5 protein-coding genes are annotated in these 17,555 nt (G+C 73.7%); 3 read left to right on the forward strand and 2 right to left on the reverse strand.

Features of this window, described 5'->3' with window-relative positions:
- Positions 1–3: 3 nt before the first annotated feature.
- Both ACFQSB_RS12610 and ACFQSB_RS12615 read right to left on the reverse strand, forming a co-directional pair.
- Positions 4–6,264: an RHS repeat-associated core domain-containing protein gene (locus tag ACFQSB_RS12610; RefSeq protein ID WP_380826449.1), complete on the reverse strand. Its 6,261-nt coding sequence runs from the start codon at positions 6,262–6,264 to the stop codon at positions 4–6.
- Positions 6,265–6,501: 237 nt separating this feature from the next.
- Complete coding sequence (locus tag ACFQSB_RS12615; protein ID WP_380826450.1) at positions 6,502–10,212, reverse strand: LamG-like jellyroll fold domain-containing protein; 3,711 nt, start codon at positions 10,210–10,212, stop codon at positions 6,502–6,504.
- 317 nt (positions 10,213–10,529) lie between these two features.
- Between ACFQSB_RS12615 and ACFQSB_RS12620 the strand changes: the two genes are divergently transcribed.
- The 3 genes from ACFQSB_RS12620 to ACFQSB_RS12630 are packed head-to-tail and all read left to right on the forward strand — an operon-like array spanning position 10,530 to position 17,554.
- Entirely contained in the window at positions 10,530–12,068 is a 1,539-nt protein-coding gene (locus tag ACFQSB_RS12620; RefSeq protein ID WP_380826451.1) for an MFS transporter, read from the forward strand.
- Positions 12,058–13,140 carry a TauD/TfdA family dioxygenase gene (locus ACFQSB_RS12625; protein ID WP_380826453.1) on the forward strand — a complete coding sequence of 361 codons (1,083 nt, stop codon included), beginning with the start codon at positions 12,058–12,060 and terminating at the stop codon, positions 13,138–13,140. The genes ACFQSB_RS12620 and ACFQSB_RS12625 overlap by 11 nt, the downstream gene beginning before the upstream one ends.
- Positions 13,141–13,195: 55 nt before the next feature.
- Entirely contained in the window at positions 13,196–17,554 is a 4,359-nt protein-coding gene (locus tag ACFQSB_RS12630; protein WP_380826455.1) for a non-ribosomal peptide synthetase, read from the forward strand.
- Position 17,555: the final 1 nt, after the last annotated feature.

Below are 17,555 nucleotides of genomic sequence, written 5' to 3' on the forward strand. Positions count from 1 at the left end.
TCTCTAGGTCCCCGGCATCCGGTATTCGAGGGGCCGCCAGGTCCAGTAGCTTCCCCACCACAGGTTGGCCTCCATCTCGTACTTGTTCATGGACGCCGGGTCGCCGACCTTGTGCTGGGAGTAGGCCGCGGCGGCGGCGTACCGGGCGACGAAGTCGACGGCGGTGGCGGAGGCCGCCCATTGCCGGGAGTGCACCGCCTCGTGCTTCTCCAGGTTCGGCCCGTAGGCGTCGGCCTGTGCGCGCCCGGAGACCTTGCTGGTCTTGGCGATGTCCTCGCGGCGCTGCTTCTCCTCCTGCATCTGCTGCTGGTAGGCCTGCTTGGAGTACGGGTAGAACAGCACGTCGCCGATGGTCATCGGCTGGTCGCCGCCGGGGGAGCTGCTGTAGCAGACGTACTGCAGCGAATGGCGTTCGCAGATGCCGTCGTGCATCTTCCCCTTGTGGTAGAGCCAGGCCATCTCGTTCGCGCCGTTGGTGTTGTTGCCCCAGTGGAACGGGTGGAGCAGCAGTGCCGTGCTGAGGTCGACCCCGTTGCCCTTGCAGAAGCACCCGCCGGGCGGGGCCTTGGGCGCCGGGCCCGGGCTCGGGGAGGGCGTCGGCTGCTTCTTCTTCTTTTTCTTCCGCGCCGGGTCGGCGGTGCCGGTCTTGGGGTCGTAGCCGACGGCGTCCTGCGTCGCCTGGTCGCAGTACTTCAGGTCGTACTGGCAGGAGTTGGGCCTGGACCCGATCTCCTCGCCCGTCGGGTCGCTGAAGGTGGCCGGGTTCTGGTTGCCGTAGGAGTAGCCGTTCAGCGACTGGCTCTGGTCGGTGGACAGCACCGGGTCCACGCTCAGGAACCTGCCGGTCAGCGGGTCGTACAGGCGGGCGCCGACGTAGGTGAGCCCGGTGTCCTCGTCGGCGGTCTTGCCGAGGAAGCCCTTGTCGTCGGGCCATGGCCGGCCGGACGGGGCGCCGCGCGGCGCGCCGAACGGGGTCGTGTACCGCTTGGCGATCGCCTGGCTGCTCGCGTCGACCGCGAGCGAGGAGGTGCCGTGCTGGTCTCCGGCGACGAACGTGACCGTGTTCGTCCCCGTTTCCGTGCTGCGCACCGCGATGACCTGGTCGCCGGCCGTGTAGGAACGGACGGCCCAGTTCTTGACGGCGGTGCCGGTCCTGCTTTGGTGGATCTCGGTGGCGCCGAGGTACAGGACGCTCTCGCCGTCGCCCTCCGCGCGGCGGAGCAGCACCTCGCCGTCGGCGTCGTACACGTAGGTGGCCTTCCGCCCGCCCTGCGTCACGGTGGAGACCCGGCCCTGCGCGTCCCAGGTCAGCGTCTGGCCGCCCCGCCCGGTCGTGTTGCCGGACTTGTCGTAGGAGTAGGTCGGCGTCACGCCCGTGCAGGACGCGGCGGAGGTGACCGCGGTGAGAGCGTGCCGCCTGGCGGTGTCGCCGTAGCAGTACGTCGAGGTGGCGGCCGCTCCGCCGGTGTAGCCGGTCTCCGTGCTGCGCATGCCCGCGCTGTTGTAGGTGTACCCGGTGCGGTACGGCGCGGCCCCGCCCAGTGTTCTGCTGGTGCAGTCGTCAGTGGCCGGCGTCCACGCCTCGGTCAGGCGGCGCTGCCCGTCGTAGGCGAAGCACTGGAAGTCGCTCGCGCCCGCGCCGTCCTGGGTCGGGGTGTCGGCGATCTCGGTGACGTTGCCCGCGTCGTCGTAGTGGTAGGTCAGGTCCTGAGGCTTGACCGGCGTGGACTGGGTGGTGACGAAGGACCTCTTCAGCCGGTCGGTGCCCTCCTCGTAGGTGTTCCTGATGTAGGTCTTCTTGGCGGCGGCGTCCCCCGACAGGGCCAGGGTGAGCTGCTGGGGCCGGCCGAGCGGGTTGTAGTCGGCCGCCTGGAGGTAGTCCTGGGTGCCGGTGACCTTCACGACCTGGCCGGTCGCCGTGTAGGTCAGGCTGACGGTCTCCGCGGCCAGACCCCCGGCCGCCGGCTCGGTCGAGCTCTTCAGGGTGGCGTCCGGGTTGTAGGCGCCGCCGAAGATGTAGGAGGTCCTGGCCGCGCCGGAGACGACCATCGGGTCCTTCTGGTCGAGGTCGATCTCGGTGCTCGTCGCGCGGTACAGCGCGTCGTAGCTCAGGACCTTGCGGGTGTAGGCCCTGCCGGTGGCGACGGCGCCGCCCTCGTAGCCGGTCGCGGACGCGAGCCGCCCCTGGACCACGGTGTCGTAGGTCCAGGCGGCCAGCTTGCCGGCGTCGGTGCGCGACCCGGACCACAGCCCGGTCCTGCGGCCGAGCTCGTCGTAGCCGTACAGCAGCACCGAGCCGTTCGCGCCGGTGACGGTGTCCGGCTGGTCGAGCGCGGTGTAGCGCAGGGTGCCGGCGCCCTTGTCGGGGTCGGTGATGCCCGCCTGCCGCCCGAACAGGTCGTAGGTGTAGGACCACTGGGCGCCGTCGGGGCCGGTGACGGTCAGCTGCCGGCCGCCGGGGGTGTAGGCGAAGGAGGTGGAGGCGTACCCGCCCGCGGTCATGGAGCCGTACTGGGTGTCGGCCGGCGAGGGCGAGCCGTACTCGCGGCTCTCGACGGTGCGTCCCAGCGCGTCGGTGATGGTGCGGGTCGCCTTGCCGCCGGTCACGGCGCTGGTGGCGGTGGAGTCACCAGTGTAGGCGGTGGTGGTCGTCCACTTCGGCACGCCGTAGGTGAGGAAGGTGCTGCTGGTCGGGCGTCCGGCGCCGTCGAAGACGCGGTTGGTCTGCTTGGGCGCCTCGCCGTACTCCTCCCGGCTGTAGGTGGCGTTCGGCGTGTGCCCGGCGTCGAAGATGTCGGCGTAGGTCTCGTAGGCCAGGCCGCGCGAGTCGTAGCGGGTGTCGGTCAGCAGCCGGCCGCCGTTCGGCGTCGGCTGCTGGGTCTGCATGGGCCGCAGCAGCGAGTCGAAGATCTGGTACGTCCAGTTCGCCGTGGTGGACGACCGGACGGTGGAGGTGCCGATCGCGGGCGCCTTGCCCCGTTCGAACACATAGGAGTAGGCCATGCTAGGGGTCTCGCCGCCGCCCTTGCTGCGGTCGGGCAGCCACACCCCGGTCAGCCTGCCGAGGCCGTCGTAGGTCTGCTCGGTCTTGGCGTCGTTGGGGTCGTAGGTGCGCAGCGGCTGCCCGCGCGTCCCGTCGAGGAAGACGGTGGTCTTTTGCTGCTTGGCGTTGGTGACCACCGTCTTGGTGGGCACGCCGGCGCCGGTGGGGGTGTAGGCGGTGGTGGTGGGGTTGCCGCCCGCGTCGGTGACGACCAGGGGCCTGCCCAGCGTGTCGAAGGTCGTCTTCGCCGTGCGCTGCCAGCCGGTCGGCGGCCGGTCGCCGCCGGTGACCGCCGCCGGGTAGCCGGTGGCGCGGCCGGTCCAGCTCTCCTCGCCCTTGGCCGGCTTCTGGCCGGCGGACCAGCCCGTCGCCGAGGCGTTGTCGTAGACGGTGGCGGTGTCGGACAGCACGTCGCCGGCGGTGGCGCCGTCGGCGGGCAGCGACAGGTCGGCCTCCTTCACCGAGCAGGGCCGCCCGACCTGACGGGTGCGGGAGACCAGCGTGTTGATGCCCTTGGCGTCGTCGCGCGCGTACCAGGTGCGGGTGCAGGTCTCGTCGCCGCTCTTGGCGGTGTCCCCGGTGGCGTCCTGCGTGACCGGCATGCCGTAGCCGTCGTAGGTGGTGGCGGTGGAGACGGTGCGCCAGGTCTTCGGGACCGTGAGGTAGGTGTGCTCGTACGACCTGCCGGTGCGCAGGTAGTACGCCTCGGTGTCGGCGTAGGACTTGTGCTGGGTCGCGGTCCGCGACGACCAGGGGTCGTTCACCGTCACCTCGATCGGGACGGCGCCGTCGTAGGTGACCTCCTCGCGGGTGTAGCCCGCGTACTGCTCGGCGTCGGTGAGGTCGGGCACGTCGAGCCCGGTCGCGTCCAGGCCGGGCACCGAGGCGGCGCGCCGCCGGTCGGGGTCGACGACCCGGGGGCTCGCCGACTTCAGCAGCCGGTCGCCGTTCATGCCCTGCAGGAAGACCGAGACGGTCGTGGTCCGGGTGCCGCCGGCGGAGCCGGTGGAGGCGGTGACCTTCTGGTAGCCGCGCCACAGCGACCAGGTGCGCTCGCCGGCGGGGATGAACGGGCTGTCGTTGTAGTGCCAGGCCGGCTTGTCGTAGGCGTAGGAGTACTCGGTGAGCGGGTTGTCCCCGGCCGGGTCGGCGATGTTCACCGCCAGCACGCGGTACTTGTGGAACCAGTCGACCGAGGCGTCGGAGGCCCCGTTGACGTGCCAGAACTGCGGGTAGCACGAGCCGTTGCCGGCGTCCTCGGCCGCCGGCATCGCCGAGCCGCGCACGCACTCCGGCTCGTTGTAGCTGACCGTCGTGAGCGCCCCGGTCTCCGAGGTGATCGTCTCCAGGCGCGGCCTGGTGAGCGGCAGGATGTTCCCGCCGCCGGGCTGGGTGCCGCCGGCGACCCGGTTGGGCCGCATCGCGTAGGTGAAGGAGACCGGGTCGAGCGTCACGGGCCCGTCCGTGGGCGACCCGGTGCGCACGATCGACGTCAGCGACAGCGTCTGGTCGGCGGAGGTGCCGATGTCGCCGCCGTCCAGGTACTTCTGGGTGAACGCCCAGGAGTCGACCGGCTTGTACGCCGTGCCGGACAGGACGGAGGTCTCGACCTTCACCAGCCGCTTGCGGGAGAAGAAGTCGGGGCTCTCGGTGTGGCAGTCGTCCTTGCTCGCGTCCTTGGCGCAGATCGCGTCGAAGGGGACGTCGGGCCAGCGCTCGGCGGTGTCCTTGGTCAGGCTGGAGCAGTCGCCGTCCGTGCAGCGCTCGCTGTAGGAGAAGGACACCTTGTCGGGGGCGGTCGCGCTGAACAGCGTGTCGGACCGCTGCCCGTACAGGATGCGGTCCAGGTAGCCGCCGCGGGTGTAGAGGGTGGTGGCGGTGTCGGCCTTGTTCTTGCGGTAGTAGTTGGTCTCCTTGGTGTACCAGTACGACATGGCGTTGCCGTGGGTGTCCTCGACGTAGTCCAGGTTCCAGCGCCACGCCTGGGTGACCGCCCGGTCGGCGAAGGCGTCGCCCTTGGTGTAGCCGGGTTCGCCGGAGTCGTCGCCGTACACCGGGACCGTCCACACCGAGTTGGTGCGCTCGGCGCCCGCGCCGGTCAGCTTGTCCAGGCCGAAGTAGTACTTGGTGCCGTCGCCGGTGGTGACGATCCAGTACTCGCCGTCGTCGTCGCCGTTGGCGGCGCCGGTGGACCAGGTGACGGTGGAGGCGTCGTCGTTCTTCAGCCGCCAGGCGTGGCCGGTGTCGTCCTTGACCAGTTCGGTGGACCTGCCGTTCAGCACGAGCGAGGCGTTCTCGTACTTCCAGCACAGGTCGTACTGCTCGTCGTGGCCGTCCTCGTCGCAGGGGCCGTACTGGCGGTCGATATAGGAGGCGGCGGCCGTCTCGAATCCCTCGCCGACCGAGGTGCCCTGGTTGTTGCCGGCGGCCGTGCGCCCGTCGATGCCGCCGGAGTCGTAGGACAGGTCCAGCGAGGGGGAGGGCCCGGCGGGGGGCTCCACCGGCGCCATCGGATAGGACCAGGTGAACGCGCCGGAGCCGCCGCCCGCCTCCCAGGTGGACGACGCGCCGAGCGGCGTGGCCGAGTAGTCGCCGCCGCCGTCGGGCGCCTCGCCGGTCGGGGCCAGGGCCTCCGCGGCGAACACGGCCGGAGCGGCCCCGAGGGTGACCGGCGCCGACAGGGTGAGCGTGGCGGAGGAGTTGACCGAGGCCAGCGGGGTGCGCGTGCGGCACTCCTCCCGCGCGGGCGTCGTCAGCGCACAGGCCGGCAGTCCCACCAGGCGCAGCCGGCCGCCCCATCCGCCGCCGTACGCCGAGGCGAAGGAGGCGTAGCCGACGCTCAGCCGGGCCTCGCCGGAGGCCGCCGCCGAGGCGGTCAGCAGCACGCCGTCCACCCCGGCCGCCTCGGCGGCGGCGCGGTCGAGCACCCGCACGCGCGCCGCCGTACCGGCCGCCGCGCCTGCCGTGGTGCCTGCCGTGGTGCCTGCCGCGGTCCCGGGGGACGTCGCCGCCGTCGCGCCGGCGTCCTTTCCGGGCGCCGGGGTCAGGGTGACGGGCAGGTCTCCCACGGTGACGCTCGCGGCGCCGAGCGGGACCTGCGCCGTGCCGGCCTTGGGCCAGGCGGCCCTGCGCTCCCCGGCCGCCCGGGCGGCCCAGGCGTCGTTGCGCGCCTGGGAGGCCGCGACCTGCTCGCGCGCCTTCCTGGCGCCGGTCGCGTTCATGGCTCTGACCTTGCTGGACCGCTGCTGCGGTACGGGGGGCGCGCCGGGTGGGCCCGCCGCGGCGGAGGCCGCGGGCGTCACCCCCAGCGCCAGTGTCACCATCACTGCCATCGCGGTCGCCAAGGCAGCGCGCATTACGGGCCGACGCATGACCCAACCTCCTCGAGAGGAACTAAGAACCGGGATCAACCGGGGGTGAGGGCGTGCGGGGACCGGGGTGCCGGTCCCCGCACGCCGTCAGTCGCCGACGACGGCGTCGAGCTGGTCGGAGTCGGACAGGGCGCCCGCCCACAGGCGCAGGTCGGTGAGCTCGGCGGCCAGGAAGTGGCTCCAGGCGGTGGCGCTGAAGCCCTTGCCGACCGCGAACTCGCCGGACCCGGCGGCCGCGGTGTAGGCCAGGTCGAGGTCGTTCTGCTCGTGGCCGACGTAGAGCCGCACCACCGGGCCGCCCGGGGCCAGGGCGTCGTAGACGCCGGTCAGCCGCACGGGGCTGTCCGGGCTCGCCGTGTCCTCGGAGCTCACCCAGCTCTTGGCGCCGTCCTTGCCGACCCGGCCGAAGCGCCAGAAGCCGACCGGCACGGCCACCTCGTTGCCGTCGTCGTCCAGCCTGGTCTCTTTGCCGGTCAGCTCGAACCACAGGCCCCACGAGGAGCCGTCGGCGGTGCGCTGCCCGGCCACCTGGCCGAGCGAGCCGATCGGCATCGCGAGGGCCTTGTCCTGGTCGAGCTGGACCTTCGCGGTCACGGTGAACGAGCCGGTGTCGTCGACGACCGGCCCCGGGGCGGTGGCCGCGTCGTCCACGCCGTCCAGCACCAGGCCCTCGCCGTCCAGCGTCGCGCCGCCGGCCAGGGTCAGCGAGCGGCCGTAGCCGGACAGCGTGTCGGGCAGCGCCGTCCCGGCGGCACCCGCCGGATCCCAGTCGGCCACCAGCTCCATGTCATCGCGCCCCGACGCCGGGGACTCCGACCGCGCCTGCGACGCGACCTCCTCGGGGGTCAGGACGCGCTGCCAGGCGGCGACCTCGTCGACGGAGCCGGCCAGGTAGTGCTGGAACAGGCCGGCCCAGGTGTAGCGGCCGATCTCGAACGGTCCGGTGGCCGACCAGGCGCCCGCGACGGTCGCGGTGCCTTGCGGCAGGCCGTTGACATAGAAGGCGAGCTTCTGCGTCGCCGGGTCGTAGGTGCCCGCCAGGTGGGTCCAGGCGTTCACCTGGGCGGTGTTGTTCTTCGCGCAGACCCCGAAGTACGCCTTGCCCGTCGCCGCGTCGGCGTCCTTGACGCCGAAGCAGTAGGACACCCGGCCCACGTCGTACCAGAGGTTGAAGGGGCTGTAGCCTCCGGCGCCGTCCTGCGACAGGACGGTGCCCGGCGTGGTGGTCTGGTCCATCCGCACCCAGGCGGCGACCGAGTAGGCCGAACGCGTCTCCAGCACCGGCCCGGAGGTGGCGGCGTAGGCCGACGTGCCGTTCAGGCTCAGGCCCTTGTCGGTCTTCGGGGTGGTCAGCGCGGTGCCGTCCTCGTCGTACCACAGCTCGCCGCGGCGTCCCCGGCCGTCCCGCACCGCGCCGCCGCTGAGGGTGGCGTCGTGCCGGGCGGAGCCGGTGGAGGAGTCGGCGGCGACGCCCGCGTCCTCGCCGAAGTGCCACCTGCCGACCGGGCCCGCGCCCGCGGCGACCAGGAAGTCAAGGACGGTGGTGGCGCCGTAGCGGCCCACGTTGTCCTTGGCGCGGACGTACAGGCTGAAGGTGCCCGAGGCCCCCGGCGTGATCGTCGGTTTGACCGTGGCGCCCTGGACGTCCGCCGACCAGGTGGGCGTGGTGGACAGGCGGTACTGGTAGGCCACGTTGTTGGCGTCGCCGGAGGCCGGCGCGAAGGTGAACGTCGCGCCCAGCCCCGGGCCGCCGGCCGCCGTGCACGCGGTGGTGGTGCACGCGGTGTACGGGGCGCCGGGGGTGACCACCGGCGCCTTCGGCGCGGTCGGGTCGACCTTGAAGTAGCACCAGCCCGCGCTCAGGTAGCTGCTGGTCCCGGCCAGCCACTTGGTGTAGTTGCCGTAGTACGAGCGCGTCCAGGAGTCGTAGCGGTAGAGCACGCCTTCGGTCAGCGTCGGCGCGTCCGCGGTCACCTTCACGTTGTCGCCGACGTGTCCGCTCGCCGGCCGCTCGATGGTGGAGAACACCTGCGTCCAGGTGCCGTCGGAGTTCTTCTTCTGGACGTAGAACGCCCCCCGCAGCATCGCGCCGGACTCGCCGCCCGCCAGGGTCTGCGGGACCGTCGCCATGGCCGGCGTGGGGTCGGAGACGACCGCGGGCGCCGACTCCTTGGTCTCGCAGACCGTTCCCGAGCCGGTGACCAGGCCGACGCCGGTCGGCACGCCGGGCATCCCCACGTAGTCGACGACCAGCACGGCGTCGTTCCGGAAACGTTTCCAGGCGGAGGTGTCGCTCTCGTCGTGCGCCCGCAGTTCCAGGGTCAGCTTGGAGAACTTGCCGGCCGCGAAGTCCTTCACGGTGGGGGTGAGGTTCTCGTTGGTCTCCTCGGGGTTGTCGCGGAACTCGATCGGCGCGGCCGGCTCGTCGGGGTCGCACGCCGAGCCGCGGCCCGCCGAGACGTCGCGGTCGACCATCCAGTCGAGCTCCTTGGGCCGGCTCGCCCAGGTCGTGGCGGAGGAGATGTTGTTGGTGCGGACCAGGTCGACCCATCGGGGGGAGCACTGGAACGCCCACGGCTCGGTGACGCGGAAGGCCGCGCCCAGCACCTGCTTGCCCTTCAGGCTCGCGGGGGAGAACTGGAAGTACAGACGCTGGGTGTAGCCGGGGCCGCAGTAGTAGCCGCTCCAGGTGCCGCAGTGGCCGACGCCCTTGCCCTCGTTGTCGTCGCCGTTGCTCCAGTTGTAGGACTCGTACCCGTCCGAGCGCAGCAGCGTCCGGTCGCTCTCGCCCCAGGTGACGCTCGGGTCGATGTAGACGGGGTAGGCGCCCTGGTCCTTCTGCCGGAGCAGGCCGGTGTCGGGCACGACCGCGAGCGTGCCGCCGCCGACCTCGATGGGCAGCTGGGCCTGGCGCGCGCCGGGGGCAGGGCCGTCGGCGCCGTCGGCGCCGTCCGGTTCCGCGGCGAGGGCCGTTCCGTCCTCCGGCGTGGCGGAGGCGGGTGCCCGCCCGCTGAGCGACGCGGCCGGCCCGCTCGTCGCGGCGGACCGGCCGGCGGCCGGGTCGCCGGTGGAGTCCCACATGGCGGCGGGCGGGGAGGAGAAGACCTCGGTGGCGTTGCCGTCGGTCGCGGACATGCCGCCGTCCTCGGTCTGCTCGACCTTCAGCCCGGAGGAGGTGACCGCGTACTCGACGCGCTCGAGCGCGGGGTCGGCGGCGGCCTGCGGGGTCTTGACGACCAGGACCTGGCTGAAGCCCTCGGTCGTCGCGGTCATCCTGAGGTCGACGTCCGGCAGCACGTCGCGGTAGGTGGCGTTCGGGCCGTCCAGCACCGGCGCCGGCAGGGGGGCCGGCCATCCGAGCTCGAGGGTGCGGCCGTCACGGGTGATGCCGACCAGTCGGCCGTCGCCGCCACCGGAGAAATTCATCTGGACGGCGGCGGCCACCGGGGCCACGGTGCCGTCGGCGCGGCGCTGGAGCGTGGCGTCCGGCGTCACCCACGCGCCCCCCGCCCCCTTGACCCGCACGGGCACGGTCGACTGTTCGAGCCGGAAGGACTCCCCGTCGGGGTTGGCGTACGTGGTGGAGAACTCGGTCCGGGCGCCGGTCACCTCGACCTGCTCCCCGGTCTCGGCGGCCCGCGCCGACGCCTGCCGCCACTCGGCGGGCCGGCCGGCGCGGGAGCCGGCCGGCCCGCCGTCCGCCACCGCGGCCCAAGGCGTTCCCGCCCCCACGAACGCACCCACCACGGCGACGACGGCGAGCGTGCGCCAACCTCGCGGCCCGGGACACCTGGACATCGGTCATCTCTCTTCGCGTAAGGAGCTCATCAAGATCGCGCCACATCCTGACCTCGGCTACTAGTTCATGTCAATGAACTATTTCAAACTGAAAATTTACAGTTCTAGAAATATCCGCAAAGGACCTCAAACCCTGACGTACCGGGGCGATTAGCCGAGTCCTGGAACGCGGTGGAACGCGGTGGAACGCCTTCATGAGAGAGGCGGCCGAAGGGCGCCTCACGGGGGTGGACGGGGCCGCGCGCGTCACCACGCGACGGCGTGCCCGGCGCTCCCGCACGCCACAGATCACCGGCATCGAGGGGAGAGGCGGACCGATGGGCATCGCGGAACCGGACCAAGGCGTGATCGCCGGCGAGAGGGGACGGGGGGAGGGAGTCCACACCGCGGCCACGGTGGAGGCGTCGCTCCCCGTGCGGGCTGTCCTGCGGGAGGCGGGCTTCCGGCTGTTCTGGACCGGCCAGACGATCTCGCTGATCGGCAGCCAGGTCAGCCTCGTCGCGCTCCCGCTGCTGGCCGTTCTCACGCTGGACGCCGGACCGTTCGAGGTGGGCCTGCTCGCCGCGCTCGGCCGCGCGCCGTGGCTGCTGTTCGGGCTGCTCGCCGGGGCGCTGGCCGACCGGGCCCGGCGCCGTCCGCTGCTGGTCGCGGCCGACCTGGTACGGGCGGCGGTCCTGGCCTGGATCCCGGTGGCCGCCTGGCTCGGCGTGCTCACGGTCGGGCAGCTCTACGCCGTCACCTTCGTCGTCGGCACGATGACCGTGCTGTCCGAGGTCGCCGCCCAGTCGTTCCTGCCGAGCCTGGCCGCGCCCGCGCAACTGGCCGACGGCAACGGCAAGCTGGAGGTCAGCAGGGCGTCCGCCGAGGCCGTCGGCCCGGGGCTCGGCGGCGTGCTGGTGCAGGCGGTGACCGCGCCGTTCGCGATCGTCGCCGACGTGGTGTCCTTCCTGCTCTCGGCGACGCTGCTCGGCCGCCTCAAGGTGGACGAGCGCACGGGCCCGGACGGCGCGGGCGCCCTGCCGGGGACCGGCGCCGGGGCGGCGTCCGCGACCGGTCCAGGCGCCGGGCCGGGGACGATCGCGGGCTCTATCGTGCCAACGGCCCCAGGGACGCCCACGGCGTCGACCTCGGCGTCGGCTACGGCGTCGACGAGGGCGTCGGTCGCGGGGTCGGTCGCGGGGGAGATGCGGGAGGGGCTGCGGTTCGTCCTCGGCCACCCCCTGCTGCGGTGGAACGTGCTGGCGGCGGCGGTGGCCAACTTCTTCGGCAACATCCTGCTGGCCATCCTCGTGCTGTACGTCCTCACCGAGCTCCGGCTGGCCCCGGCCGTCATCGGGCTCGTCCTCGGCCTCGGCAGCCTCGGCGCGGTGCTGGGCGCCGCGGTCGCGCAGCGGCTGATCCGGCGCGCCGGCTACGGGCCAACCCTCACCGCGGGCCTGGCGGTGACCGCCGCCGGCGGCCTGCTGCTGGCCCCGGTGGACGGGCCGTACGCGCTGCGCGTGGCCTGGGCGGTGGCGGCCCTGATGCTGCTCCTCGGCGGCGTCCCGCTCTTCGACGTCGCGGTGGTCACCCTGCGCCAGCTCATCACCCCGCCCCGCATCCTCGGGCGGGCCAACGCGACCATGCGTTTCCTGGTCTTCGGCACGATGCCGCTCGGCGCGCTCGCCGGCGGCCTGCTCGGCGACCATGCCGGGCTGCGCACGGCCGTCCTGGTGGCGGGAGCCGGCCTGGCCGTCCCCGTCATCCTCGTCCTGGTCTCCCCGCTCGCGCGGCTGAGATCCCACCTGCCGCCGTCCATGGCGGCATTCGACCGGCCCTCACCCATCACCATTCCCGGAGGCAACAATGACCACTGAGACGACCGGCCTGACCGCCCTGAGCGAGAGCGCGCCCACCCGGGCGCCGCGCCGCCGCGCGATCCGGCTCTCCGAACTGGACCTGGTCACCATCGACACCGAAGGGGGCCTGTCGGTGCTGGTCCGCCCCCGCGTCCCCGGCGTGGACCTGGCGCGCTGGCTCAAGGACAACCACGAGCGGGTCGAACGGCTGCTCGGCGAGCGGGGCGCGATCCGCTTCCAGGGGTTCGACGTCACCACCGCCGCCGCGTTCGAGTCGGTCTCCAGCGCCCTGTCGCCCGAGCTGCTCAACTACGTGTACGGCTCGACCCCGCGCAGCCGCGAGAAGGGCGGCGTCTACACCTCCACGGAGTACCCGCCGGACCAGACCATCCCCCAGCACAACGAGATGGCCTACTCCACCCGGTGGCCGATGAAGCTCTGGTTCTACTGCCAGTACCCGGCGGCCGCCGGCGGTGAGACGCCGCTGGCCGACAGCCGCCGCGTCCTGCGCCGCATCGACCCGGCCCTGCGGGCGCGCTTCGCCGAGCGCGGGGTGCGGTACGTGCGCAACTACGGCGGCGGGCTCGACCTGTCGTGGCAACGCGCCTTCGAGACCGACGACCGCGAGGAGGCCGAGCGGACCTTCCGCGATCTCGGGATCTCCTACGAGTGGTTCGACGGGGGCCGGCTGCGCACCTGGCAGGTCTGCCAGGCCGTGGTGTCCCACCCGGTGACCGGCGAGGCCGCCTGGTTCAACCAGGCCCACCTGTTCCACCCCTCCAGCCTGCCCGCCGAGGTGCGCGAGTCGCTGCTCGCCTCCTCGGGCGAGGAGGACCTGCCCCGCAACGCGCTGTACGGCGACGGCACGCCGATCGAGGAGTCCGCGCTTGAGGAGGTCAGGGCGGCGTTCGCCGCCGAGACCGTGGCCGAGCCGTGGAGCGCCGGCGAGGTCCTGCTGATCGACAACGTGCTGATGTCCCACGGCCGCCGCCCCTACGAGGGGCCGCGCAAGGTGCTGGTCGCCATGACCGACCCCAACCCCGTGCCCGGGTCCCCCGCCGCCGGCGGCGAGCACGAGGAGAGCAAGTGACCCCGTCGTACCCCGCATTCGACCCCATCGGCCTGGCTGTACAGGAGGAGAGCAAGTGACCACGTCATTCGAGGCGTCCGAGGCGTTCGAGGCCCTGGAGGGCTTCCCGCTGTCGCCGCAGCAGCGCGACACCTGGGTACGGGCGGGCGGCGAGGGCGCGCCCGCGCCGTCGATCGTCTGCGCCGTGCGGATCGACGGCGACCTCGACCGCGGCGCCCTGCGCCGGGCGATCGCCGAGCTCGTACGCCGGCACGAGATCCTGCGCACCGGGTTCCACGCCGTCCCCGGGCTGACCCTGCCGGTACAGGTGATCAGCGCCACGGCCGGCGTCCCGCTGGAGGACCTCCCCCCGGCCGCCCCCCTTGCGGACGGGCACGACGACGCCATGGCGCTCCGGTCCGGGACCGCGCCGGGCGGAGACGATGCCCTCTCGGCCCCGTGGGCGAGGACCGCGCCGGCCGGAGACGACGACCCCTCGGCCCCGTGGGCGGGGACCGCGCCGGACGGGGACGACCCCGTGGCCCGCTGGGCGGGGCGGCCGCTCGACCTGACGGCCGGCGGTCTGCTGTCGGTGGCCGTGCGCCGGGAGAGCGCGCGGCGGCACACGTTGCTGCTGCGATTACCGCTCCTGTGCGCCGACGGCCCCGCCATGGAGCGTCTGGTCCACGAGCTCGCCGCTCTGTACCGCGGCGAGCCCCTCTCCGACGCCGCCGACCGCTGGCAGTACGCGGACCTGTCGGAGTGGCTGAACGACCTGCCTTCGCCTCCCGAGGCCGGCGCCGCTCCCGCGGCGGCGGGCCCGCCCCGGCCGCCTTTCCTGCGGACGGTGGCGGTCCCGGACCCCGCGGGCGCTCCCGGGACCGGCGAGGTGGCCGTGGAGATCGGCGCGGCCGCGTGGAGCCGGGCGCGCCTGGCCGCCGAGCGGCTGGAGGTCCCCGTGCGGGCGCTGCTCGCCGCATCCTGGGCCGCGACCCTCTACCGCTACACGCGGCAGCAGTCGATGGTCCTGACCGTGGCCGCGGACGGCCGCGACGCCACCGAGGCGCGCGACGTGGTCGGGCCGCTGACCCACGACGTGGCCCTGAGCCTGGAGGTGCCGGAGACCCTCGCGTTCTCGGATCTGGCTCGCGAGACCGCCCGTCTGGACGCCGCGCCACGCTCGTTCGGCCTTTCCGGCGCCACGCCGTCAGGACAGGCCGCTCCGGCGGACGGCCCTGGCGGGACGCCGGCGCCGGTGGGCGGGCTCACGGAGACGGCCGGGCGCGCGAGCGGGGGGACCGATCCCGCGGGCCCGGCCGGTGAGACGGCGTCCCCGGCCCACCTTGTGGGGTTCGCCTACCAGGCCGTCACGGCGCCGCCCGCCGGAGAGCCCGGTTTCACGATCGCGGCGATCGACCAGGGGCCCGGGCGTCACCCGCTGGAGCTCCGCTGTGTGGAGCTGGCGGGGACCGTGCGCCTGACCCTGCGCCACTGCCCTCGGCGGTACGACCGCGCGGACGTCGCCGGGCTCGGCGCGGCCCTCACCGCCCTCATCGCCCACGCGAGCGCGGAGCCCGGGACCCCCGTCGGCCTGCTGCGCCTGACCGGCGAGGCCACCGCCACCGCCGCCACCGCCGGCACCGTGGAGGGCGGCGATCCCGCGCTCGCGGAACGGCCGTCCCGGCGGCACCCCGGCGCGGACCCCGGCCCGGCGCGCGAGCCGTCCGCGGCGCGCGTCGCCGGTGACCCCGAGCTGGTGCACGAGCTGTTCGAGCGGCACGCCGCCACCAGGCCGGACGCCGTCGCCGTGGTCTGCGAGGAGGAGCGCCTCACCTACGCCGAACTGCGCGACCACGCCCGGCGGGTCGCCGCCCGGCTCGCGGACGCCGGTGTGCGGCCCGGCGACCTGGTACCGCTGTTCGCCGACCGGGGCCTCGACGCCATCGCCGGCGTACTCGGCATCCTGCTCGCGGGCGCCGCGTACGTGCCCGTCGAGCCGGTCACGCCGGCCAAGCGGCTGGCCTTCCTGCTCGACGACATCGGCGCGGGACCGGTGCTCACCCAGGCCCACCTGGCCTCCCGCCTCCCCGCGGGCGCCCGCGCCGTCCACCTGGACCCGCCGCACGCCCCGGGCGCGGCGGCTCCGGACCGTTCCCTGCCGCGGCCCGAGCGGCACGCGCCCGCGTACGTGATCTACACCTCGGGGACGACGGGGACGCCCAAGGGCGTGGTCATCGAGCACGACCAGCTCGCGCACTACGTGGCCGGGCTGACCGCCGCGCTCGGAGCGCCCGTGGCAGGCGGCTTCGCCATGGTCTCGTCGCTGGCCTCCGACCTGGGCAACACGGCGCTGTTCCACGCCCTCTGCAACGGCGGGACGCTCCACCTGATCACCAAGGACCGCGCCTCGGACCCCGACGGGCTCGCCGCCTACCTGCGGCGCGAGCCGGTCGACCGCATGAAGATCGTCCCGTCCCACCTGCGCGCCCTGCTGGACGTGGCGACCCGGCCGAGCGACCTGCTGCCCCGCGCGGCGCTGGTGCTCGGCGGCGAACCCAGCCAGCCGGACCTGGTCGACCGCGTGGAGTCGCTCGCGCCGTCCTGCGCGGTGGTCAACCACTACGGCCCGACCGAGACGACCGTCGGCGCGACCACGCACGCCGTCACCGCGGACGGCATGGACCCGCGGTGCCGGACCGTGCCCATCGGCCGTCCCCTCGGCCGGACCAGGGTGCTGGTGCTCGACCCGTCGCTCACCCCGGTCCCCGACTGGGTGCCGGGCGAGGCGTACATCGCCGGGCCGCAGGTGGCGCGCGGCTACCTCAACCGGCCCGGCCTCACCGCCGAACGCTTCCTGCCCGACCACTCCGGCGGAGACCCGGAGGGGCGGATGTACCGCACGGGCGACCGGGTGCGGCGGCTGCCCGGCGGCGCGCACGAGTTCCTCGGCCGGGTCGACGACCAGGTCAAGGTGCGCGGGTTCCGCGTGGAGCCGGCCGAGGTCGAGGCCGTGGTCCGCACGCATCCGCGGGTCCGCGACGTCGCCGTGCTGGCCCGCGAGGACGCCGCGGGCGACCGGCAGCTCGCCGCCTACGTCGTCGTCCGCCGCGCCTGCGGCGCCGACGGCCCCGGCGAGGCGCCGGGCCTTCGGGAGTTCCTGCTCGAACGCCTGCCCGACCACATGGTCCCCGCCACGGTGGAGACGATGGACACGCTGCCGCTCACCCCGAACGGCAAGGTCGACCGGGCGGCCCTGCTCGCCAGGGCGCCCGTGGCCGGTGCGCGGGAACGGCAGGTCGTGGAGCCCCGGGACGAGGAGGAGGCGCGCCTGCTCGCCATCTGGCGGGACACGCTGCGCACCCGGCCGCTCGGCGTGACCGACGACTTCTTCGAGGCGGGCGGCAACTCGTTGCTGGCCGTGCGGCTCATCGCGCAGATCCGCCGGCGGACCGGGCACAACCTTCCGCTCGCGTCCCTGTTCACCGACGGCACGGTGGCGGCGATGGCCCGCCTCATCCGTACGGCCGGGCAGGACGCCGGGGACGGCGATGGCGGCGCCGGCCCGGTCACCCGGGACCCGATCGCCGTGCCGATCCAGGCGCTCGGCGCGCGCAGGCCGTTCTTCTGCGTCCACGCGGGCGGCGGCACCACGCTGGGCTACCTGGACCTGGCCCGCAACCTGGGCGCCGACCAGCCGTTCCACGGCATGCAGTCGCTCGGCCTGGACGGGGTTCAGGAGCCCCTGCCGACCCTGACGGAGATGGCCACCCGGTACGTCGAGTGCATGCGCCGGATCCAGCCGGAGGGGCCGTACCTGATCGGCGGGTGGTGCCTGGGCGGGATCATCGCCTTCGAGATGACCCGCGTGCTGCGCGCCCAGGGTCAGCGCACCGGCGTGCTGGTGCTCATCGACAGCGAGTCCCCGGCCACCGCCGCCGCGGGCCTGCGCGCGGAGGAGGCGGCCGGCGGCCCGGGCGCGGACCTGGACGACACGACGCTGCTCAAGCGGTTCGCCTGGCACTTCGGCATCGAGGACACCCGCGCCGACCTGGCCGAGCTGACCGAGGAGCAGCGGCTCGCGCACCTGCTCGACCTCGCCCGGCGCCACGACGTGCTGCCGGCCGACGCCGGGCCGGAGCAACTGGGCTGGCTGCTGCGGGTCTACAAGAACAACATCCTGGCGGTGCACGACTACCTGCGCGCCTTCACCCCCGGAGAGACCCTCGACCATCCCGTGGTGCTCTACCGGCCGGTGCGCGAGCTCGACGCCGGGCAGGACGCCGCGTTCGGCTGGACCGGGCTCGCCGGCGCGCGGCTCAGCGTCGAACTCGTGCCCGGCGACCACCACTCGGTCATGCGGCCCCCGGCCGTCGCCGTGCTCGCCGAGCGGCTGCGCACGCTGCTCGGCACCTGCCAGGAAGGATGGGGAAGCTGAC

The organism is Sphaerisporangium rhizosphaerae (genome assembly GCF_042665155.1).
In the GTDB taxonomy this organism is placed as follows: domain Bacteria; phylum Actinomycetota; class Actinomycetes; order Streptosporangiales; family Streptosporangiaceae; genus Sphaerisporangium; species Sphaerisporangium rhizosphaerae.